Source organism: Bradyrhizobium sp. LB11.1 (assembly GCF_040549385.1).
Taxonomy (GTDB): domain Bacteria; phylum Pseudomonadota; class Alphaproteobacteria; order Rhizobiales; family Xanthobacteraceae; genus Bradyrhizobium.
On sequence record NZ_JBEPTH010000023.1, the window covers coordinates 13,084 to 34,850 of the forward strand.

Below are 21,767 nucleotides of genomic sequence, written 5' to 3' on the forward strand. Positions count from 1 at the left end.
TTCACCACAGCGCTTGCGGCCCAATGGATTCCGGGTTCGCGCTACGCGCGCCCCGGAATGACGAGAGAGAACACAATGTCAAAACTGTCCGAAGCCACCCGCACCAAGCTCAAATCCGTCTCCACCGCGACCGTCGCCACCGCACTGTTCAAGCGCGGCCTGCGCATCCAGATGATCCAGGATGTGCATCGGCTCGGCGCTGAGCAGCCGACCATGGTCGGCGAGGCCTTCACGCTGCGCTACATGCCCGCGCGTGAGGATCTCAACACCATCGACGTGTTCAAGGACCGTTCCCATCCGCAGCGCAGGGCGGTCGAGGATTGTCCGGCAGGCAGCGTGCTGGTGATGGACAGCCGCAAGGACGCGCGCGCGGCCTCGGCCGGCGCGATCCTGGTGACGCGGCTGATGAAGCGCGGCGTCGCAGGTGTCGTCACCGACGGCGGCTTTCGCGACTCCGCGGAGATCGCGAAGCTCGGCATCCCCGCCTATCACCATCGCCCGAGCGCGCCGACCAACCTGACGCTGCACCAGGCGATCGAGATCAATGTTCCCATCGGCTGCGGCGATGCGCCGGTGTTTCCCGGCGACGTCATTCTGGGTGATGCCGACGGCGTCATCGTGATCCCCGCGCATATCGCGGATGAGATCGCCAATGAAACTTTTGAGATGACGGCTTTCGAGGATTTCGTCACCGAGGAGGTAGGCCGAGGCCGCGGTATCTTCGGTCTCTATCCAGCGACCGATCCGCAGACGCTCACCGACTTCGCGGAATGGCGAAAGAGGAATGGCCGGTAAGGCCACGCATCACAACCACTTCAAGAAACAGGCCGGCGACATGAAGTGCCGGCCCTTTATAAGGCAGGGAGGACTTCAATGACTTTCACGCGACGCAATCTCATGTCCGGCGCTGGCGCAGCGGCGGCTTCCATGCTTCTCGCCCGCGCGGCCGGCGCCCAGTCGTTTCCGTTCACGCCCGCCCAGCGCTATCCGGACCCCGCCGTCCAGATCCTCGATCCGAGCTTTGCAAAATACCGGCTCTATTCCTCGACGCTCGAGCAGGTCGCGACCGGCCTGCGCTGGGCGGAAGGTCCGGTCTATTTCCCGGAAGGCGGCTATCTCCTGTTTTCCGACATTCCCAACAACCGGATCATGAAGTTCGACGAGAAGACCGGGCAGACCAGCTTGTTCCGCGCCAACGCCAATTACGCCAACGGCAATGCGCGCGACCGTCAGGGCCGTCTCGTCACCTGCGAGCACTCGGTCACGCGCCGCATCACCCGCACCGAGAAGGACGGCAAGATCACCGTGCTCGCCGACAAGTTCGAGGGCAAGCGGCTGAACGCGCCGAATGACATCGTGGTGAAGTCCGACGACAGCATCTGGTTCACAGATCCTACCTTCGGCATCGGCGGCGAGTGGGAGGGCAAGAAGGAGAAGCCCGAGCAGGCCACCACCAACGTCTACCGCATCGCCAAGGACGGCAAGCTCACCGCTGTTCTCACCGATCTCGTCAATCCGAACGGCATCGCCTTCTCGCCGGACGAGAAGAAGCTCTACATCGTCGAATGGAAGGGCACGCCCAATCGCAGCATCTGGAGCTACGATGTCGACAACGATGGTGCCTTAAGCGGCAAGACCAAGCTGATCGACGCCGCCGACCAGGGTTCGCTCGACGGCTTTCGCGTCGACCGCGACGGCAATCTCTGGTGCGGCTGGGGCTCGAACGGTGCGTTGCAGTCCGAGCCCAGCGATGTCGGCGGCCGCAAGGTCTACCAGCTCAAGGGCAAGCCGGAGGATCTCGACGGCGTCATGGTGTTCAGCCCCGAAGGCAAGCCGCTCGCCTTCATCAAGCTGCCCGAACGCTGCGAAAATCTCTGCTTCGGCGGACCGAAGAACAACCGCCTCTATATGGCGAGCTGTCACTCGATCTACGCGCTCTATGTCGAGGCGCACGGTGCGGTGTGAGACAGAAGTGACGGGCAAAGGTGCCGTAGGGTGGGCAAAGCGGCTTGTCGGCCGTAGCTTGAAGAGCGAAGGCGGAAGCGTGCCCACCTCGTCATAATGATTGAGAGATGGTGGGCACGGCGCGACGCGCCTTTGCCCACCCTACAGAGCTGTCGACGCTAAGCCTCCGCCATCCCCGCCGCCCACAGCGCGAACGCATAGACGATCGCGACCTCATCAAGCCGGTCAAACCGTCCCGAGGCGCCGCCGTGGCCGGCGCCCATGTTGGTGCGCAACAAGACAGGACCGCCGCCCGTCATGGTCGCGCGCAGGCGGGCGATCCATTTGGCGGGCTCCCAATAGGTGACGCGCGGATCGGTCAAGCCGCCCATCGCCAGGATCGCCGGATAGTCCTTTGCTGCGACATTGTCGTAGGGCGAGTAGGACAGGATAGTGCGAAAATCCTTTTCGCTCTCGATCGGGTTGCCCCATTCCGGCCATTCCGGCGGCGTCAGCGGCAGCGTGTCGTCGAGCATGGTGTTGAGCACATCGACGAACGGCACTTCGGCGACGATACCCGCGAACAATTCGCCGGCGCGGTTCGCCACCGCGCCCATCAACATGCCGCCGGCCGAGCCGCCATGGCCGATGATGCGCTTTGCGCCGGTGTATTTCGCATCGATCAGCGCGCGGGCGCTGGCGGAAAAATCGTCGAACGAATTCGTCTTCTTCTCGCGCTTGCCGTCGAGATACCAGCCCCAGCCCTTGTCGGCGCCGCCGCGGATATGGGCGATGGCATAAACAAAGCCGCGATCGACCAGCGACAGCCGGTTGGCGCTGAACGAGGCCGGCATCGCCATGCCGTAGGAGCCGTAGCCATAGAGCAGCAGGGGCGCCGCGCCGTCGAGTTTGAGCCCGCGGCGATAAAGGATCGAAACCGGCACCTCGGCACCGTCCTTCGCCTTCGCCATGATGCGCGTTGTGACATAGTCGGCGGCGTTGTGCCCGGACGGGATCTCCTGGCGCTTGCGCAAGGTACGCGTGCGCTTGACCATGTCGTAATCGTAGACTTCCGACGGCGTCGTCATCGACGAATAGGCAAAGCGCAAATTCGTCGTCTGGAATTCGTAGGAGCCCATCGTGTCCAGCGAATAGGCGGCCTCGTCGAAGGCGATGGCGTGCTCCTCTCCGCCAGCGAGCTCGCGGATCACGATCGCCGGCAGCGCGTTGGCGCGCTCCAGCCGCACCAGATGGCCGGCATAGAGATCGAGGTCGATGATGTAGATGCCGGGACGATAGGGGATCAGATCGCGCCAGTTCTTGCGCTCGGGTGAAGACAGTGGTGCGGTGACGATCTTGAAGTCGATGGCGTCGTCGGCATTGGTGAGGATGAAGAGCTCGTCGCCGCGGTCGGCGAGCGAATATTGCACGCCTTCTTCGCGCGCCGCGACAAGCCGGGGCGGCGCTTCGGGATGGGCGAGATCGATCAGCCGCTGCTCGCTGGTCTCGTGGTCGCCGCCGGCGATCACGCAGAAGCGGCCGCTGGTGCTCTCGTGCAGATGGGTGAACCAGCCGGAATCCTGCTCTTCGTAAACGAGCGTGTCGTCGGCCTGTCTGGTGCCGAGCTTGTGTCGCCACACCTGCATCGGCCGGTGATTGTCGTCGAGCTTCACATAGAAGAAGGACTTCGCGTCCTTGCTCCAGACCACGCTGCCGTCGGTCTCCTCGACGACGTCGTCGAGGTCGTTGCCATCAGCCCAGTCGCGGACACGGATCGTGAAATATTCCGAGCCCTTGGTGTCGGCGCTCCAGGCCTGCAGTCTGTGATCGTCGGAATGGCGGCTGCCCCCGAACTTGAAATATTTGTGGTCCTTGGCGAGTGCGTCGCCATCGAGCACGATATGGCCCTCGCCGCCGTCGCGCGGCATGCGGCCGAACAATTCATGCTGGCCGCCCTCGCGGAACTTGCGGAAATAAGCGAAGGCACCATCCGGCGACGGCACGCTGGAATCGTCCTCCTTGATGCGCCCGCGCATCTCGCGCACCAGGGTCTTCTGCAGGCCTGCGGTGTGGCCAAGCAGGCTCTCGGTGTAGCCGTTCTCTTCATCGAGATATTTCCGGATGTCGGGGTCGAGCACCGCAGGTTCGCGCAGCACGTCCTGCCATTTCGGGTCCTTCAGCCAGGCATAGTCGTCGGTCACGGTGATGCCGTGATGGGTAAAGGAATGCGGCCGGCGCGGGGCGACGGGGGGCTTGGAAGGTGTTTTGACCTGGGTCACTCGATCCTCGTTCTTTGTCTCAGTCGCGCCGGGCTCCCTTTTAACCTCGCCCCGCTTGCGGGGAGAGGTCGGAATTTGCGCGAGCAAATTCCGGGTGAGGGGGGGCCGGTCTCTCTACGATCTCATCCGTGGAGAGAAGCCCCTCACCCCAACCCTCTCCCCGTAAAAACGGGGAGAGGGAGAGGGCGCACCGTCTTATATCGTCCTGATTCCGCGAATTGCCAGCGCCGCCGCATCGGGGACTGCTTCAAGTCGCCGGGTTGTTGATCGGCCGCTTGTATGCTTTGAGGGGCGATAGTCCCGCCGCCGGTCCAGCCTGATGCTGTTCAATTCCTACCCGTTCATCCTGTTGTTCATGCCGGTCGTGCTGGCTGGCTATTATTGGCTGGGGCGGCGCAGCAACCTGACGCCGGTGATCTGGCTGGCGCTGGCCTCGCTCGCCTTCTACGCCATCGGCAACTGGCAGTTCGTGGCCCTGTTGTTGCTATCGATCGCCTTCAATTACGGTATCGGTCACCTCCTCATCATGGCGAAGCTCGGCCCATCGCAACGAAAGGCCGCGCTCGCCCTTGGCGTCGCCGGCGATCTCCTCGTGCTCGGCATCTTCAAATATGCCGGGTTCGTCACCGAGAACATCAATGCGCTGGCCGGCACGCATGTCGCGGTCCACATCCTGCTGCCGGTCGGCATCTCCTTCTACACGTTCACCCAGATCGCCTTCCTGGTCGATGCGTATCGCGGCCAGGTCGCGGCCTATGCGCTGCCGCATTACGCGCTGTTCGTGACTTACTTCCCGCATCTGATCGCAGGACCGATCCTCCACCACAAGGACATGATCCCGCAATTCGCGCGAAAGGAAACCAAGCATCCCGACGCGCATCTGATCCTGTGCGGCGTGATCATTTTCGCCATCGGCCTGTTCAAGAAGACCTGTCTTGCCGACGGCATCCAGCCGCTGGTCGCGCTCGCTTTCGAGGCGCGCTCGCCGAGCTTCGACCAGGCCTGGCTCGGCGCCCTCGCCTACACGTTCCAGCTCTATTTCGACTTCTCCGGTTATTCCGACATGGCGATCGGGATATCGCTGATGTTCGGCATCTTCCTGCCTGTGAACTTCAACTCGCCCTACAAGGCTGCCAGCATCGTCGAGTTCTGGCGCCGCTGGCACATGACGCTGTCGCAATTCCTGCGCGACTATCTCTACATCCCGCTCGGCGGCAATCGCCGCGGCCGCGTGCTGCGCTATATCAATCTGCTGATCACGATGCTGCTTGGCGGGCTCTGGCACGGCGCGGCCTGGACGTTCGTGGTATGGGGTGCGCTGCACGGCGCCTATCTCTGCGTCAATCACGGCTTCAATGCGCTGGTGCCAAACATCCCGTCAGCCCTTGCCAGACCTGTCCGCATCGCCGGGGCCGTGCTGACCTTCCTCGCCGTTGTCGTCGCCTGGGTGTTCTTCCGCGCCGAGAGCGTCGCATGGGCGCTGCGGGTTCTCTACGCCATGGCCGATCCCTCGAACATCGTGTTTGGTCACGAGGAGATCGCGGCTTTGGTGCTGGTCTCAATTTATGCAGCGCTGGTGTGGCTGGCGCCGAACACGCAGGCGATCATGGGATATGATCATGGCAATCGCCGGGTCGGCGAGGCCTTGCTGGCGGGCCGCATGCGGCCGCTCGTCCTCTATGGTGCGTCGCTGGTGCTCGCGTTTGGCGTTCTGGGCATCCAGAGCCACAGCGAATTCATCTATTTTCGGTTCTGATGCGCGACACCTTCACACATCTGAGGCGTCTTCTGCTCGCGAGCCTTGCGTGCGTGCTGGGCGCGGCAGCGCTCACCTATGTCATCGATCCCCTGCAACTGTTTCGCGCTTCGCGCCTTGCCGCCTTCTATTCCGACGACACGCGTGTGCAGAACGCCGGGCTGATCCGTAGCCAGTCATTCGACACCGCCTTCATGGGCACCTCGCTCGCGATCCACTTCCGGCAGAGCGATATCGACCGTGCGCTCGGCGTCCATTCGCTCAAGCTGGCGATGACCGGATCCAATTCGCGCCAGCAGAGCTTCGTGCTCGAGCAGGCAATCGACCACGGCGCCCGGCGCGTCATCTGGGAAATGGACGATTTTATCTTTGTCGATGCGGCCGACATCGAGGCCGATCCCTATCTGTCCGTCGATCTCTATCGCAGGACAATCAAGGGCATTGCATCCTATCTGTTCAGCGCGGCGATGGCGAAGGAATCCTTGTTCGCGCTGCTGCGGTCGGTTCCGCCGCTGAGGCAGCCGCTGACGCGAGCGGCGCCGTATTTGCCCGTCAAGTTCGCGCTATCAGATATCGACGACATCTATGCGTTGCCGCGGGACTTCGATGTTGCGCGTGGCTACAACGCGGAGAAGACGCTTGCCTCCTTCGTCTATATCACCAGTCCCGTGCGCAGCCGTTTCCTCGGCGAAGGCTACGGCTACGACGCCATGGTCCGGCATTTCGAGCAGGATGCCCTCGGGCTGATCGCGCGCCATCCGGACGTGACCTTCGACATCTACTTCCCGCCTTATTCGATCCTGCAATTCGTCGCGATGCGCGATGCCTCGCCGGAGACGCTGAAGATTGTCACCGATCTCACTGCAGTCATTGCGCGGCGCCTGACGCAGCTTCCCAATGCCCGCCTTCACGATTTTCGCGCGATCAAGGCGGTGACGCACGATCTCGGCAATTACGGCGATGTCATCCACCATTCGCCGCTGGTGGATGCGAAGGTGTTGCATTGGCTGGCGACCGGAGAGTATCGGGTTGACCCGAAGAACCCGGTCGCGTCGTTGAACGAGCTGAAGGCGCAGGTCGAAGCGTATCGCTCCGCGCTTTCCACTCTTGGACGAATGCGCTGAGGCAACCCCTCATCCGGCGCTTCGCGCCACCTTCTCCCACAAGGGGAGAAGGAAGTAAGTCGCCTACACCGCCACCTGCTCGCCGAGATACGCCACCGCCGCCTCGAGCCCGCCCTTGCCGTGCGGGATCTTCAGCGCGTTGAGGCCGACCTCGATGACGCCGAGGGTGCCGAGCAGCATCGGTGCATTGACATGGCCCATATGGGCGATGCGGAAGGCCTGGCCGGAGAGATCGCCGATGCCAGTGCCGAGCACCACGCCGCACTTCTCCTTGCAATAGCGCTGCAGCACTGCGGGATCATGGCCGGTGGCCATGGTCACCGTGGTCACGGTGTTTGAGCGCTCATGGGCTTCTGCGACGTTGAAGCCGAGAACCTGGCCCTCGGTCCATGCGCCGACCGCGCGTCGCGTGGCTTCGGCGAGCAGGCTGTGACGACGGAACGCATTCTCCAGGCCTTCCTCGTGAATAAGGTCGATCGCCTGGCGCAGCGCGAACAGCAGATGCACCGGCGCGGTGCCGGCATATTTGCGATAGTTCTCGGTGCCCTCGCGTTCGCTCCAGCTCCAATAGGGCGTCGTCATGTTGGCGCGTCTGTGCGCTTCCTGCGCGCGTGCGCTGGCAGACACGAAGCCAAGACCGGGCGGCGTCATCAGGCCCTTCTGCGAGCCGGACATGGCGATGTCGACGCCCCATTTGTCCATCTCGAACGGCATGCAGCCGAGCGAGGCCACGGTGTCGACCATGTACAGCGCGGGATGGCCGGCCGCCTTGATCGCCTTGCCGATCGCCTCGATGTCGTTCTGCACGCCCGAGGCCGTATCGATCTGGACGACGACCACGGCCTTGATCTTGTGCTCGGTGTCGCGGCGCAATCGCTCCTCGACCTCGTGCGGCCGCACCGCACGGCGCCAGTCGCCCTTGAGCACCTCGACCTCGGCGCCCATCAGCGACGCCGCGTTGCCCCAGCCGATCGCGAACCGTCCGCTTTCCAGCACCAGCACCTTGTCGCCGCGCGACAGCACGTTGCTCAGCGCGGCTTCCCAGGCGCCGTGACCGTTGGCGATGTAGATGTAGGACTTGCCCTTGGTCGCGAACAGACCAGAGATGTCGCGGAGCAGGCTCTCAGTCAGGTCGAGCATCTCCTTGGAGTAGATGTCGATCGCCGGACGATGCATCGCCTGCAGCACCGCGTCGGGCATATTGGTGGGCCCGGGGATGGCCAGAAATTCCCGGCCCGCGCGAACGGTCATTGCTATCTTCCTTGTGTCGTAAAGACTGTCTGGTGGGTCGCTGATTCATGCTTTTACGCGGCGGGACGGCCTGAGAAAAGCACGTAAAATGCAGGTCTGGGGCTGCTTTTTTGTTTTGAGCATGATCTTGCCGGAGAACCGCTTCTCACTTTTCCGGACCATGCCCTATCGCTTGGTCTCGCGGCAGCCGGCGGCTTCCGCCTCCTCGACCGAGCAGAACCAGCGGGTGCCCTTGCTGATCTTCATCTTGATCTGCTTGTACCAGCGGCTGGTCGGGGTGTGGTAGATGCACTCGCCGGCGGTGTTGACGTTGCCCTTGATGGTGCAGTCCGGCGAGGGCGCGACCGGCCCGGAGGCCGAGGCGAGCAGCACCGAATGGGCCCCTTCGGGCGGCTTGGTGGCGCCCAGGATCGTCGTCTTCTTGTTGCGCACGCGCCAGTCCCAGGGCGCGATGAAGGCGCCCTGCCACATGCCGGCCTTGGCATCACGCGCGGCAGCCTCGTCCGCATCATAGTCGTGGGACATGCGGGTGTACGCCAGCGCCCAGCCGCTGCGCACCAGCCATTTCTGGATGTCCTCGCCGCCGACCTCGCAGCGCGCCACCGTGCGGCCGCGCCGGTCGATCGAGCGGGCATGGCAGACCCAGCTCTTGCCCTCTACGTGTTTGGCGAGTTCGTCGCGCGCGGCGATGCCGCAGGTCCAGCGCTCGCTCTTGGTGTTGAGGCAGAGCTGGTCGACCGAGGGCGCGTCGATGCCGCCGAGCCGGACCCGTGTGCTGCCGATCAGCACGGAATCGCCATCACGGACCTTTGCGGTGCCGGTGACGTCAGCCGCCTGCGCCAGCGAGGGCAAGCTGAGCAAAGACAGCGCAATCAGGAATTTTCGCAACATGCCGGTCCGCGTCTGAAGAAATCTCGATAGAGCCCGCAATTGTGGTCGGCTTTGGGCCTCCCGGCCAGCATATGCCTAACGGAGAGGCCTTCAACTTCCCGTCATTGCATGACACAGATCTCGTAGGGTGGGCAAAGGCGCGCGCTTCGCGCCGTGCCCACCATCTCTCTCGATCGCGAAAAATGCGTGGGCACGCTCCGCTTTGCCCACCCTACGAGACCTGCGCTCGGGGTACGACCTCACCCCCGCGCCATCGCCCGCTTCGCCACCGCCAGCCCCATCAGCACGAACGCCGACGTCACCTCCGGGCCGCCGACCAGAATCCGCGTCGGGGTCTTCATCTTGTTCCATTCATAGGCACGGAACGGGCCGCGGCGACCACCTTCGCCGAGGGCGTCGACGATCACGTTCAGCGCAGGTGCAAAGGCGCGCGGGTCGGCGCCGAGGTGACCGAGCGCGATCAGCGCCAGCGCCGCGTCGAACACGTTCATCTCGGCGGCCATCAGCTCGCCCTTGACGTAGGAGAGCACGCGATGGCGGATGAAATCGAAATCACCGTCGGGATCGATCGCGGCCTGCGCTGCCAGCGGCAGCGCCAGGAAGGCCGCATAGCAGCGGCCGAAATAGGCGCTGTAGAGCTCCGGCAGATAATAGATGTGGGAGCGCGGATTGGCGAAGGCGCCGCTCGCCGCCAACCGCTTCTGGAAGCCGATGATGCGATGTACGGTCGCGAGCCTCGCCGGCGTCTCCAGAACCTTCCAGCGCGCCAGATTGCGAAAGCTCACCTCGAGAATGTCGAGATTGAGCGTCGGATCGAGATCGTTGCCATAGGGTCGCTCACCCCTGAGATTGTCGATCCAGGTCGCGACACCGCCCTCGTAATCGATATTGTCGTTGAGCGGCACCGTCACGCGCGGCTCGTTGACGCCGGCATGCACTTGATAGCTCGCGTAGAAATCGAGCAGCGGCTGGTCGATGATCTCGTCGGTACAGCCGGCCTGCGTCGCCGCGGAGATCGAGCAGGCCGTGGTGTCGCAGTCCGGCACATAGACACCGAAGCCGAGGTCCTGCTTGATCTGGGCGAAATAGCGCGAAAAGCGCGGATGCGGCGGAGGCGCCAGCGCGGTGATGACGTTGAAGCGCTGGCCGCCGATGCCCTCGACCTCTTCGCGACTGATGTTGACGCAGAAATCGACCATATCGGCGATGGCGCGCTCGGCGGCGATCTTGTCCGCCGGCGCAGCGAGCCCGGTCTCGACATAGCTCAGCAATGCCTCGATGAAGAATGCATCGTAATAGGCCGAGCGGTGGCGGATCTGCACCGGCTCCCACATCGGCTCGGCAATCCCGCGCCAGGGCGGATTGACCACGGCGCGCGCCGGCGCGTGCGCGATGAAGACGCGGGCGAGATTGAACAGCAGCGATGAATTCTTGTAGCCGCGCGCATTCAGCCCGGTGAGCGCCATGATCAGCTCGCGCCCGCGAAAATCGGGATCGCCGATCAGGTTGAACGCGGCATAGGTCGGCAGGAAGCCGTTCTTGCGGTACGAGCCGAGCAGATGCTGCGCGCAGTCGCGGATCGCGCCGTCGATCTGCGCTGGCGCCGGCATCGCGCCGACGAACTCGGCTCGCGGCGGTTTTGGATGGTCGAGCGTGATGGTGTCGACGAGATCGGCGACGGGTTGACCGACCGCAGCCCAGTTGGGCTCGACATCGTCGCGGGCGCGGACCAAAGCCTCGCGCAGCCGGCTCAGCTTCGCATTGTCACGCAGCTCGGGCAGGCCGGCTCGGCGCAGCAGCACCCGCAATGCGGGATTGCCGAGCGCGGTCTTGTAGAATTTGGCCAGATGCGGATCGCCGCTGGCTTGGCCCGACAATACGGGATCGCAGACGTCATAAAGGGAAGGGCCGTCTTTCCGCGCCGTCAGCGCCCGGCACGCGGCACCTGCGAAATAATGAAAGTTCATGAATTACCTGGTCGCGGGGGACTTTCGCGGGAGCCAGGCCGGTGACCAGTCCCCCGCAAGTCGTTGAAAAAGCTACCCGGATTCGCAGGAAATACAAATGTGATGGAGGTCACGGAAAAAGCCGGCACGAAGGCTGCATGATCGACCCCCGGAAGGCTACGGGGAGGCCTGGAAACGGAAATCTGGTGCGTTGAATTAACTAATATGTTCAGTGAGTTAGTTCAAATTTTGGGCGATCTATTGCCGCGGGGGCGATATCCGGTTAAGGGTTTGTTTGTTGCGGCGCCGCAAATTGCGCGCAATTCCGGGGCACATCCCCGGCCAATCCTCAAACCCAAAGACGCTCTCGCGCTACTCAACCTGTGTGCGCGCGCTTGGCCGATCTTTGGCAATGACAGGAATGCAGCGAGATGAATTTAAGGCAGCTCGACATTTCCCGACGCTCGATTGCGCTCGCCGCAGCCCTCATCGGCTCGGTGTCGCTGGCGATCGGTGCGCATGCTGCCCTCAACATGCGCGTGCTCGACGCCGCCAAGGCCGTCTCGACCGACCAGGTCACGGGCTCGGTGGGCCAGACCTCCAAGCTCGCGCTCGTTATCGGCAATGGTCATTATCCCGACGCCAGCGCGCCGCTGATGCAGTCGATCAACGACGCGCGCGCGCTGTCCTCGTCGCTGCGCAAGAACGGCTTTGACGTCGACATGGTGGAAGACGCGAGCAAGGACGACATGGTCCGCGCCGTCAACCGCCTGAAGTCCCGCATCAAGCGCGATACCGTCGTCATGTTGTTCTTCGGCGGCTACGGCGTGCAGGCCGGCCGCGAGAGCTACATGCTGCCGGTCGATGCCGTGATCTGGAAGGAAAGCGACGTCCGCCGCCAGGGCGTTTCGATCGAGGGCGTGCTCAACATGATGAAGGAGCAGGGCGCCAAGGCCAAGCTGGTCGTGGTCGATGCCTCCCGCCGCAATCCCTATGAGCGCCGCTTCCGTTCCTATTCGCACGGTCTCGCGCCGATCGGCACGCCCGACAACGCGCTGATCCTGTCCTCGGCCTCGCCCGGCAAGGTCGTCGACGACGGCATGGGCGAGCACAGCACGCTGGTCAGCGAACTCCTCACCAATCTCAATGCGCAAGGCAGCGCCGAAAGCGTCTTCAACAAGACCCGCGTCGCCATCTCCCGCGCCTCCGAAGGCGATCAGGTCCCGACGGTCTCGTCCTCGCTGCTCGAGGACGTGCATTTCGATCAGGCCGGCGGCTAGTTTTTAGCGGCGAACGTTGCTTCGTAGCGAGCTCTCGTAGGGTGGGCAAAGGCGCAACGCGCCGTGCCCACCATCTCTCCGATATTTTCGATAGAAGACGTGGGCACGCTTTCGCTTTGCCCACCCTACGGCATGCGTGTTTGGAGCACATCTGCCTCATACTCGTCATTGCGAGCGCAGCGAAGCAATCCAGAATCGTTCCGCGGAAAGACTCTGGATTGCTTCGTCGCTTCGCTGCTCGCAATGACGGGTGTGGCGCGACTTACTTCGCTGCCTCCGCGGCCATCACCGGGCGCACGGGGTCGCCTTCGCGCAACAGCGCGCCTGCGCGGGCGACGACGATATCGCCTTCGTTGAGGCCGTCGCGGACCTCGATATTGCCGCCCGACATCAATCCGGTCTCGACGCGCTTGGTCTCGACGCGATTGCGGCGGATCACCTGCACCACGGTGCCGGCGGATGAATATTGCACGGCGGTCAGCGGCACCGCGACGTTGCAGCTCTGGCCGGTCTTGATCAGCGCGCGACCGCTCGCGTTCAGCAGCAACCGCCTCTGCGACGAGATACCGATATAGACCATACCCTGCTGGATGTTCGGCTCGACGGTCGGACCGATGCGGCGCACCTTGCCCTCCATGTCGCCGGTGCCGGCAATGCGCACGGTCGCCGGCTGATTGATCGCGAGCTTCCTGATGTCGTTGGTCGCCACCAGGCCGACCAGGTCGTATTCGCTGCGTGCCACGATCGTGAACAGCGCCTCGCCCTTGGCCGAGGCGAGCGCGCCGATCTGCGCGGTCGACGTGGCGATGACGCCGGCCACGGGAGCGGTGACCTGGAGCGTGCCGCCTTCGGGCAGCGCCAGCCGCGCCATCACCTGGCCGGCCGTCGTGGTCTCGCCGGCTTCGGCCAGCACTTCCGTCACCTTCAGCCCCGGACGTTCGGGCCGCACGGAGGTCTCCTCGCGCGCGATGATCGAGCCGGTGGCCTCGACGATGTCGGAGAAGCAGGATTTTGCCGCCTTCAGCACCGTGACCGCCGGTCCCTTGGGCGCATCGTCATCGGCCGCGCGCACGGGCTGGGCGGAGACCAGCACCAGGCCGGCAAGGGCAACGAAGGTCTGGGACAGGGAACGCGCAGGCAATGGACGCATCGGTGATTCCGGTTAGCCGCAAGGCTTCGATGAGGTTTCAATCGATAGCAGAAGCGATGGCGGCGGGCCATGGGCTGACCGGATGAGAAATGCCGCAGCGCAGGCGGCGTGATGCCGCCTGTTGATTTAGTCGCTGCGCCAGCGAAGAGGTTCGCTGTTCCCTACCCTCCCCTGGAGAGTGAGCGCGCCCTCACGGCAGCTTCAAAAACTCCACCCAGTTCGGCTTCTTGCCGGTGGCGTAGGACTTCAGCTTGCTGAGCGCGCCGCTGGTCTGGTCGATGGCGTAGACCGTCATGCCGTCGGACAGTTCGCCGACCGCGGCGAGGTAGCGGCCGGTCGGGTCGATGTTGAAGCCGCGCGGCTGTTTCTCGGTCGGCACGCTGCCGATCGTGGTCAGCTTGCCGCTGGTGGGATCGACCTTGTAGGCGGTGAGCGTGTTGGTGGTGCGCTCGGAGGCGTAGAGGAAGCGGCCGTCCGGGGTGATGTGGATGTCGGCGGCCCAAGGCTTCTTATCAGACTCTTTCCCGTTGAAGCCTTCGGGCAGCGCAGTGGTGCGCTGGATCTCGCCCCAGGCCCCGCTCTTGGCTTCATAGCTGTACGCTGCAACGTCGCCGTTCAGCTCGTGGATGAGATAGACGAACTTGCCGTTGGGGTGGAACACGAAGTGCCGCGGCCCGGATTTCTCCGGCGTCTTGAACAAGGGCGGATCGCTCGGCGTCAGCGTGCCGGCAGCGGCGTCGAACGCAAAGCTCAGCACCTGATCGGAGCCGAGATTGGTCGCGAACACAAAACGGTTGTCGGGCGAGGGCAGGAAAGCGTGCGCGTTCAGCCCGGTCGGGATCACCTGCTTCGGCTCGCCGACGACACCGTTCGCCTGAAGCGGATTCAGCGCGACCTTGTTGCCGCCATAGGAGGCGCTGAACAGCACCTTGCCGCCGCGGTCGGTCGCGATGTTGGCCATGCTGTCGGCGAGCGGCCCGTTGCCGATATGGCTGAGCTGGCCGGTCTTGGGATCGATCGCAAAGCTCACCGCAAGGAACGGCTGCGAGCGGACTCCGGCGATCAGCACGCGATGGTCGGGTGTGATCGCAAGCGGCGTCGAGGCGCCGGGCTTTTCGACGCCGGTGAAGGCGGCCGTCTGCACCGGCGTCATCTCGCCGTTCTCGGCGATCTTGAACACGCTGATGTTGTTGGAGTCGGCATTGCCGACATAGGCGAAGGTTTCGGCCATGCCGGCACGGACTCCCAAGACGAGTGCAAGACAAGCGACAAGACAAGTGAAGAGGATGGTGGCGATCGCCGCGCGGGGTGCGGGGCGTGTCGGTCTGATCATGGGCGTCCTCCTGCCGGTGTGACGTTGTTGTTTTGCGGCGAAGGATAGCGGCAGATGTTCCGTTGCACCAAATTCCAATTGGGATTGATTGATGCCGAAATTGCATCGGTTGCAGCTACTCAGCGCACCGACGCCGTCAGGTCGCGCGAGGGCAAATGCGGACCGGCCAGATGATCGGGCGGTCCGAGCACGGTCCACACGGCAACCGCCAGCAACGCCGAGGTCAGGATGGTCCAGGCGACCAGTTGTTTGCGCATCAGGCCAAATCCGTCCGTCGAAGTTCGATGCGCCGAAAGCGCGTGAGCTATCGTGCACTGCAAAATGCGACGACCCTATGAACTCGTTCACAGCCGACCAACACCGGAAAGCGCTAGGCTTCGCTTGCTCTTTTTCAAGCCGCAGTCTACGGCCACGGATCGTTCAGGAACGGCAGCCTTCTTCCGCCGTTACCACGGTCTCACGGCAGGACGCCAAAACGGAGGCTGGCACGTGTTTTGGATTTATTGGGACACCGCCTGGTCGCTCATCATCAGCGGCATCATGTTCACCACCATCGTCGCGCATCCGGACGCCGAGTTCGTCGAGATTCAGGCGGCAAGACGGGCGAAATAGGCCGCGGCCGCCGTCGAGGTGCTGGATTCGACCAAGATGCTCTCGCCTGTCGGACGATCTCAAGCGCGACGTCGATAGCTTCGTCGGCGATCTCCGGACGGCCGAAGCGTGACGAGGTCACTGCATCATCGCGGCCGCGATCTTCTCGGCCGCCATCAACACCGGAAAATTGGTGTTGGCGCATGGCACCACCGGAAAGATCGAGGCGTCGACGACGCGCAGGCCTTGGATGCCCTTGACCCTGCCCTGGGCATCGACCACGGCCATCGGATCATCGCCCCGGCCCATGCGGCATGAGCACGAGGCGTGCCAGACGCCGATGGTGGCCTCGCGCACGAAGGCTTCCAGCGCCGCGTCGTCGTTGATCACGTCATCGAAAGTAAAACCTTCGACCACGAAATTGTCGATCAGATAGTGGCGCAGCGCCGCCGGTCCATCCATCAGGGTCGCGGCGATCTTGGTCAAGATCCTGTTCCTGGTGTTGACCACGCCGATCTTGCGCACCTTGTCGGTATAGGCGGCGGGGAACGGCTTGTCGGTCACGGCCCGGACGGCGTCGCTCATTTGAATGGCCGCCATCTTGCGGAAGCCGCTCATCAGGCGATCGAGGTCGCGCCGGTCGGACAGCAGATTGAACTCGACGATCGGCTCGGCGGAGGGATCGCGCGAGGACAGCTTGACCTGTCCGGTCTCGGAATAGGTCTTGTTGACGAAGGTCAGCGCCGAGCCGATCTGCTCGCCGACCGCGTGCCAGGCTGATTTGCTGAGCAGGACGACGAACATGTCGCCCTTCGGCACGCCTGCGAGCCCGGACGAATAGCGCAGGCCGAGCTGCATGTGCCGCCTGGTATGCTCGTTCATGCGCGCGCCGCGGCGGACGAACGATGACAGCGAGATCGAGGGATGATCCATCAGGCGCTGGCCGACGCCTGCGAGCCCCGTCAGGACCGGTATGCCCATGTCCTTGAGGTGGCCGACCGGGCCGATGCCGGCGCGCAACAGATGCGCCGGCGAATGGATCGCGCCAGAGGAGAGGATGATCTCGCGTCCCCGGAATTCCTGCTCGCGTCCGTCGACAAGCGCCTTCACGCCGACGCATTGCGTGCCTTCGAACAGCAGCTCTCTCACCTGCGTGTTGGTGGAGATCGTCAGATTTGCGCGCTTGCGGGTTTCGCGGTCGAGATAGCCCATCGCGGCCGAGACGCGCTGCTCGGCCTGGTTGGAATGCGTCACCGGGAAATAGCCGTCGGCGAACTCGCCGTTCTGGTCCGGCAGATATTGATGGCCGGCCTGCTGGAAGGCGTCGGCGAACGCTTGGGAATGCCGGGTCCAATGCTCGCGCGGAATGCGGCGTACGGGAATACGGCCGTCCTTGCCGTGATACGGGCCGTCGAAATCGAGGTCGCGCTCCACCTTCTTGAAGAACGGCAGCACGTCGTTCCACGTCCAGCCCTCGGCGCCCCGCGCATCCCATTCGTCGTAGTCGGTCGGTGCGCCGCGATTGGCCATCTGGCCGTTGATCGAGGAGCCGCCGCCGAGCACGCGCGCCTGCTCGTATTTGCGCAGCGGCGGCCGCGCTTCGTTCGGATTGTTGTGGCTGACGACCTGGGTCGTGACCTTCAATTCGGTCCAGTGGAAGCGCGGATCGAAATAGGCGGTGCCGGGATAGCTGTCTCGGATCTCGGCCGGCTCGTTGCCGGGTGGTGTGTCCTGCCCGGCTTCGCACAGCAGGACCTTGTTGGCGCTCCTGGCGGAGAGCCGGTGGGCCAGCACGGACCCCGCCGAGCCGCCGCCCACGATAATGAAGTCGTACACGATTGGCGTTTCCTCTTGTTCTTGTTCCAAGAGGTTAGCGTGGTTTTACTGCGGGGTCACGCCCGGCCCATACAGGCGGTGGGTGACATCAAGACCTATTGCAGAACCTTATTGCAGGACCTTGGGCATCACGACGACGACGTCGACCTGCTTGTCGAGCACCCGCGAGGCAACGGCAGCGATGAGAGGCGAGTAGCTGTCCTCGATGTCGGACGCGACATCCTCGTTCCTGGCGAAGGCGTAGAGCATCGTGCCCTCGATTTCATCGAACCGAATGCCGGCGAAGACGTGATCGAACGTCTCGGCGCCGACGATGCCAGCCATGAGTGCCTGAATGGCGTGGTCCTGAACGCGTGTGAGCTTCATCATGCCGCTGAGATATGGAAACGCGGCGCGAATACAAGTGCGGAGGTGCAATGCGGGCGTAACGGCGCTCGATCGCAACGAGCGTCCCGGCAAGCCTGCGCTTGTGCCGACTAACAGGGCTCCTGACTGCCGTCGCCGGTGGGCTTGTGTCCATCCGGCCCGCGATCGAACAGCCCGTAATGGCTGGAGCGGCCGCCGTCAGCCTGCACGGGCGTGGCGCCGAGTCCCAGCTTAAGCAATTCCCGAATTTACTCATTGCGCCAAAGTTTCCCACGATACCTGAAAGAGGGATCATGAGTACAATATTCTTTTGAAAACAATGGGTTTCTGGAGATTGAAGGCAAGATATAGTTCACGCGGGCAGGGAGTTCGGGAAGCTCCCTGTGTAATGACGACCTGAAGAGTTCAGGCGGCGTCCTCGACAAGGGCTGAAATGGCATTTCGCGTCTTGATCATCGGCGGCACGGGACAAGTCGGCGACGCCGTGGTGCGTGCGCTCGTGGCGGAGCCGTCATGCGCTGAAATCGTGATGCTCAATCGCAGGCCCGTATCTGCGAACGCGAATTCCCGCGTACGTCAGGTGCTCCTGGATACGGCCGATGACCGGTTTGCAGACGAGGTGACCAAGGTTGCGCGGGGCATGGTCGCGCAAGGTGATCCTGTCTACGGGGCCTCCTGTGTCGGCGTCGGCAAGGGCAGCATGACGTGGAGCGAAGACGAATTGAAGGCCCTCGAAATTGGCGTCGTCGGCGGTTTTGCCCGCGGTTGTCATGCCGGTGGCATCACTCGCTTTGCTCTGCTTTCGGCGGTGGGGAGCACCGCGAAAAGCAGGTTTCGTTACGTGCGGATCATGGGCCTGAAGGAAGAGGCTGTCCAAAACACAGGCTTCCAGCGCCTCGCGATTTTTCGTCCGGGAATTATCGCGGGCAATGTTCACACCCCAGCTTATGTTGCCTGGTTAGGGCGTCTCATTCCGGGGCCTTTCGGCGCAATCGAGCAGGACGATATCGGACGCGCCTTTGCGGCAGAATTCGTCGACGGCTCGGCGCCGAACGGGATCGTTCATCTCGAAAACGCGGCGATGAGGCGGATGTCTCGCGCTTTCAATGGTCCGCCAACTTAATAACCTAAGCCGCCGCAACCGCCTGCTTCGACAGCAACTGCTTCAGCTTCGCCGCCGGCACCGCCGGGCTGAACAGCCATCCCTGCATCTGGCTGCATCCGAGCTTCCGCAGCACCTCGCGCTGCGCCTCGGTCTCGACGCCTTCCGCCGTCGTCGCCATGTGGCGGGCGGCGGCCATGTGCACCACGGCCTGGACGATCGGCGAGGAATCCTCGGGCTCGCCGATGTCGCTGATGAAGCTGCGGTCGATCTTGATCTTGTCGAAGGGAAAGCGATGCAGATAGCTCAGCGACGAATAGCCGGTGCCGAAATCGTCGAGCGCGATGCGCACACCGAGTTCGCGCAGCTGTTGCAGGATGGTCAGTGCTTCCTCGTCGTCGCGGATCAGCACGGTTTCGGTGATCTCGAGCTCGAGCCGTCCCGGCGCGAGACCTGACTCGGCCAGCGCGGCCGCAACCTTCAGTGCCAGCGTCTTGGATCGGAACTGCACCGGCGAGACGTTGACCGCGATGTGGATGTCGCCGGGCCAGCTTGCCGCCTCGGTGCAGGCCTGCCTCAAGACCCATTCGCCGATGTCGCCGATCAGGCCGGTGTCTTCCGCGACCGGAATGAAGTCCGCGGGCGAGACCATCCCGCGCTCCGGATGATGCCATCGCAGCAACGCCTCGCAACCGGTGACGACATTGGCGGACAGATCGACCAGCGGCTGATAGTGTACCTCGAACTCGCCGCGGCCGAGTGCCTGGCGCAGGTCGAGCTCGAGCTGGCGGCGCAGCCCGGCCTTGGCGTCGTATTCGGGCACGAAGATGCGGAAGGTGCCGCGTCCCTCCGATTTCGCCGCGTACATCGCCAGATCGGCGCGCTTGAGCAGGTCGTCGAGATTGTCGCCGTGGTCGGGCGCGATCGCGATGCCGATGCTGGCATCGGTCGTGATCTCCTGCCCCTTGCAGTCCACCGGCCTGCGCAGCGAATTCAGGATCTGTTCGGCGAGCGCCGTCAGCTCCGCCTGGTCGTTCGTGCCGGCCTTGATGATGGCGAATTCGTCGCCGCCGAGCCGCGCCACCAGATCGTTGCCGCTGACGCAGCCGCGCAGGCGGTTGGCGACCTGGCGCAGCAATTCGTCGCCGACCTCGTGGCCGAGCGAATCGTTGACGCCCTTGAACTCGTCGACGTCGATATAGAGGATCGCAAACGGCTTGCCTTGGGCAAGCTCCGCCACGCGCCGTTCCAGATGTCCGCGCATCAGGACTCGGTTGGGCAGATCGGTCAGCGCGTCATAATGCGCCATATGCGCGATGCGCTCGTCGGCGCGGATGCGCTCGGTGACGTCGTCATGGGTGGCGAGCCAGCCGCCGGCGGCGCCGGGCTGGTTCTTGATCTCGATCAGGCGGCCGTCGGAGGTCTCGACGATGTTGCTCTGGATCTGTCCAACGCTGCTCAGAATGTCGTCGCAATAGGAATCGACGTCGCCCTCGAACGAGCCGGTGTCGGCGCGATGCTGGATCACGTCGCGGAAATAGGCGCCGGGTTTCACCACGGCGGTCGAGAGCCGGTACATCTCGATGTAGCGGCGGTTGCAGACGATGAGCCGCTCGTCCTCGTCGAACATCAGCAGGCCCTGCGTCATCGTGTTCATCGCGGTGTCGAGCCGCTGCTTCTCCAGCGAGACGCGCCTCGTGACCTGGCGGAAGATCAGGAACAGCGTGAGCACGAGCAGGCCGATCGACAGCACGGCGACGGCGACGAAGAATTTGGTTTGCGTGCGCCAGGTGGCGAGCGTCGCGTCCAGCGATTTGGTGGCGACCACGACCAGCGGCTCGCCGGTCAGCATGCGCGAGGCGACGATCCGGTCCTTGCCGTCGATCGGGCTGGTGAGCTCAGTCGTGACGAAGGAGCGCTCGAACACGGCGATCTGGTCGGGCGAGCCGGTGCGGTAGTTCTGCCCGATCATGTCATCGACATGCGGAACGCGTGCGAGCAGCTGGCCGTTCTGGTGGTGCATCGCGATCGAGGATTCCTCACCGAGCCCGGTCGAGGCGAAGAAGGATTCGAGCTGCTCCGGCGTGATCGCCCGCGACACCAGCCCGAGGAACTCGCCATGCGGGCCCGACACGCGCCGCGCGATCACGATCGCAGGACCCTTGCCGAACCGGCCGGGCACGACCTCGATCTCTTCCTGCGAGGCCGGATCGTTCTTGAGCCGGTTGAAATAGCCGCGATCGGCGACCGAGATATCGGCGACGGGCCAGCGCTTCGACGAGTTGATCAGCACGCCCCTGGAATCGAACACATTGGCGCCGGCGACGTCGGACCAGCCGCTGGCCTTGGTGCGCAGCACCTCGTGCACGGCGAGCGTCGCCATCTCGCTGCGGAACACGTCGGGGGAATCGATGCCATGGCCTTCGAGTTCAGCAATGATGCTCTTCTGGAGCACCGCGAAATCCTCGAACTCGCGATCGAAATGGCGGGCGAGCAGACGGACGGAGCTTTCCAGGCTGTCGCGGCCGCTCTCGATCGCGTTCTGGCGGAAGCGGTCGACGGTGAGCCCGGTGCCGATGGCCATCGCCGCCATCAGCACGAAGCCGCCCACGATCAGCCACGTCAGCGGCGCGCCCCGCCATTGGCGAAGCAACGCGCGCAGTCGCGCGGTCCATCGAATTGATGCGCCCATCCAGCCCTCCCGTGGGATGCAAGATGCAGCAAAACCGACAAGACCCCGTTACCAGTCAGGGTTAGGGAAATGTGAATCGGAACGGAATCAGGGGGTTCCGTGGATTACGTGAGGTCTCGTGGGCAAAGGCGCGCTCTTCGCGCGCCGTGCCCACCTTTTGTCTCGGTGGATAGAGGTGGCGGGCACGCTTCCGCCGTCGCTCTTCGAGCTATGACGGACAAGTCGC

Annotated in this window: 17 protein-coding genes; 7 read left to right on the forward strand and 10 right to left on the reverse strand. The window is 63.7% G+C overall.

Annotated elements, in window-relative coordinates; genetic code table 11:
- Positions 1-75 precede the first annotated feature (75 nt).
- Together ABIA96_RS34030 and ABIA96_RS34035 are read left to right on the forward strand one after the other, a co-directional pair.
- Positions 76-795 carry a ribonuclease activity regulator RraA gene (locus ABIA96_RS34030; protein WP_354141289.1) on the forward strand — a complete coding sequence of 240 codons (720 nt, stop codon included), beginning with the start codon at positions 76-78 and terminating at the stop codon, positions 793-795.
- Positions 796-873: 78 nt separating this feature from the next.
- Positions 874-1,965, forward strand: a complete 1,092-nt coding sequence (locus ABIA96_RS34035; protein ID WP_354141290.1) for an SMP-30/gluconolactonase/LRE family protein — start codon at positions 874-876, stop codon at positions 1,963-1,965.
- 158 nt (positions 1,966-2,123) lie between these two features.
- On the opposite strand, the gene ABIA96_RS34040 is transcribed toward ABIA96_RS34035, so the two are convergent.
- The gene (locus tag ABIA96_RS34040; RefSeq protein ID WP_354141291.1) at positions 2,124-4,223 is read right to left on the reverse strand and encodes a S9 family peptidase; all 2,100 of its coding nucleotides are present in this window, start codon (positions 4,221-4,223) and stop codon (positions 2,124-2,126) included.
- Positions 4,224-4,542: 319 nt separating this feature from the next.
- Between ABIA96_RS34040 and ABIA96_RS34045 the strand changes: the two genes are divergently transcribed.
- Positions 4,543-5,979 (forward strand): MBOAT family O-acyltransferase, encoded by a 1,437-nt coding sequence (locus ABIA96_RS34045; RefSeq protein WP_354141292.1) that lies wholly within the window; start codon positions 4,543-4,545, stop codon positions 5,977-5,979.
- Complete coding sequence (locus tag ABIA96_RS34050) at positions 5,979-7,103, forward strand: hypothetical protein (RefSeq protein ID WP_354141293.1); 1,125 nt, start codon at positions 5,979-5,981, stop codon at positions 7,101-7,103. Before ABIA96_RS34045 ends, ABIA96_RS34050 begins: the two co-directional genes overlap by 1 nt.
- Before the next feature lie 63 nt (positions 7,104-7,166).
- On the opposite strand, the gene ABIA96_RS34055 is transcribed toward ABIA96_RS34050, so the two are convergent.
- The 3 genes from ABIA96_RS34055 to ABIA96_RS34065 form a co-directional block, all read right to left on the reverse strand.
- Positions 7,167-8,354: a pyridoxal-phosphate-dependent aminotransferase family protein gene (locus ABIA96_RS34055; protein WP_354141294.1), complete on the reverse strand. Its 1,188-nt coding sequence runs from the start codon at positions 8,352-8,354 to the stop codon at positions 7,167-7,169.
- Between the two features lie 165 nt (positions 8,355-8,519).
- Positions 8,520-9,245 (reverse strand): thermonuclease family protein, encoded by a 726-nt coding sequence (locus tag ABIA96_RS34060; protein WP_354141295.1) that lies wholly within the window; start codon positions 9,243-9,245, stop codon positions 8,520-8,522.
- 239 nt (positions 9,246-9,484) lie between these two features.
- Positions 9,485-11,212, reverse strand: coding sequence for a hypothetical protein (locus ABIA96_RS34065; protein WP_354141296.1), 1,728 nt, complete (start codon positions 11,210-11,212; stop codon positions 9,485-9,487).
- 410 nt (positions 11,213-11,622) lie between these two features.
- Here ABIA96_RS34065 and ABIA96_RS34070 point away from each other — a divergent pair, with 410 nt between their 5' ends.
- The gene (locus ABIA96_RS34070; RefSeq protein ID WP_354141297.1) at positions 11,623-12,471 is read left to right on the forward strand and encodes a caspase family protein; all 849 of its coding nucleotides are present in this window, start codon (positions 11,623-11,625) and stop codon (positions 12,469-12,471) included.
- Between the two features lie 262 nt (positions 12,472-12,733).
- Here ABIA96_RS34070 and ABIA96_RS34075 read toward each other — a convergent pair whose 3' ends face one another.
- The 3 genes from ABIA96_RS34075 to ABIA96_RS34085 form a co-directional block, all read right to left on the reverse strand.
- Positions 12,734-13,621: an efflux RND transporter periplasmic adaptor subunit gene (locus ABIA96_RS34075; RefSeq protein ID WP_354141298.1), complete on the reverse strand. Its 888-nt coding sequence runs from the start codon at positions 13,619-13,621 to the stop codon at positions 12,734-12,736.
- A 190-nt stretch (positions 13,622-13,811) separates the two neighbouring features.
- Entirely contained in the window at positions 13,812-14,954 is a 1,143-nt protein-coding gene (locus ABIA96_RS34080) for a lactonase family protein (protein WP_354141299.1), read from the reverse strand.
- Positions 14,955-15,073: 119 nt separating this feature from the next.
- On the reverse strand, positions 15,074-15,211 hold the full coding sequence (locus ABIA96_RS34085) for a hypothetical protein (RefSeq protein WP_354141300.1): 138 nt from the start codon (positions 15,209-15,211) through the stop codon (positions 15,074-15,076).
- 232 nt (positions 15,212-15,443) lie between these two features.
- Here ABIA96_RS34085 and ABIA96_RS34090 point away from each other — a divergent pair, with 232 nt between their 5' ends.
- Positions 15,444-15,566 carry a hypothetical protein gene (locus ABIA96_RS34090; protein WP_256440042.1) on the forward strand — a complete coding sequence of 41 codons (123 nt, stop codon included), beginning with the start codon at positions 15,444-15,446 and terminating at the stop codon, positions 15,564-15,566.
- Between the two features lie 117 nt (positions 15,567-15,683).
- Here the strand turns inward: ABIA96_RS34090 and ABIA96_RS34095 are convergent, their stop codons facing one another.
- Together ABIA96_RS34095 and ABIA96_RS34100 are read right to left on the reverse strand one after the other, a co-directional pair.
- The gene (locus ABIA96_RS34095; protein WP_354141301.1) at positions 15,684-17,381 is read right to left on the reverse strand and encodes a GMC family oxidoreductase; all 1,698 of its coding nucleotides are present in this window, start codon (positions 17,379-17,381) and stop codon (positions 15,684-15,686) included.
- Positions 17,382-17,489: 108 nt separating this feature from the next.
- Complete coding sequence (locus tag ABIA96_RS34100; protein WP_354141302.1) at positions 17,490-17,747, reverse strand: hypothetical protein; 258 nt, start codon at positions 17,745-17,747, stop codon at positions 17,490-17,492.
- 433 nt (positions 17,748-18,180) lie between these two features.
- Here ABIA96_RS34100 and ABIA96_RS34105 point away from each other — a divergent pair, with 433 nt between their 5' ends.
- A complete protein-coding gene (locus ABIA96_RS34105; protein ID WP_354141303.1) occupies positions 18,181-18,870 on the forward strand; it encodes an NAD-dependent epimerase/dehydratase family protein in 690 nt (229 codons plus the stop codon).
- Between the two features lie 4 nt (positions 18,871-18,874).
- Here the strand turns inward: ABIA96_RS34105 and ABIA96_RS34110 are convergent, their stop codons facing one another.
- Positions 18,875-21,541 (reverse strand): bifunctional diguanylate cyclase/phosphodiesterase, encoded by a 2,667-nt coding sequence (locus ABIA96_RS34110; protein ID WP_354141304.1) that lies wholly within the window; start codon positions 21,539-21,541, stop codon positions 18,875-18,877.
- Between the last annotated feature and the right edge of the window lie 226 nt (positions 21,542-21,767).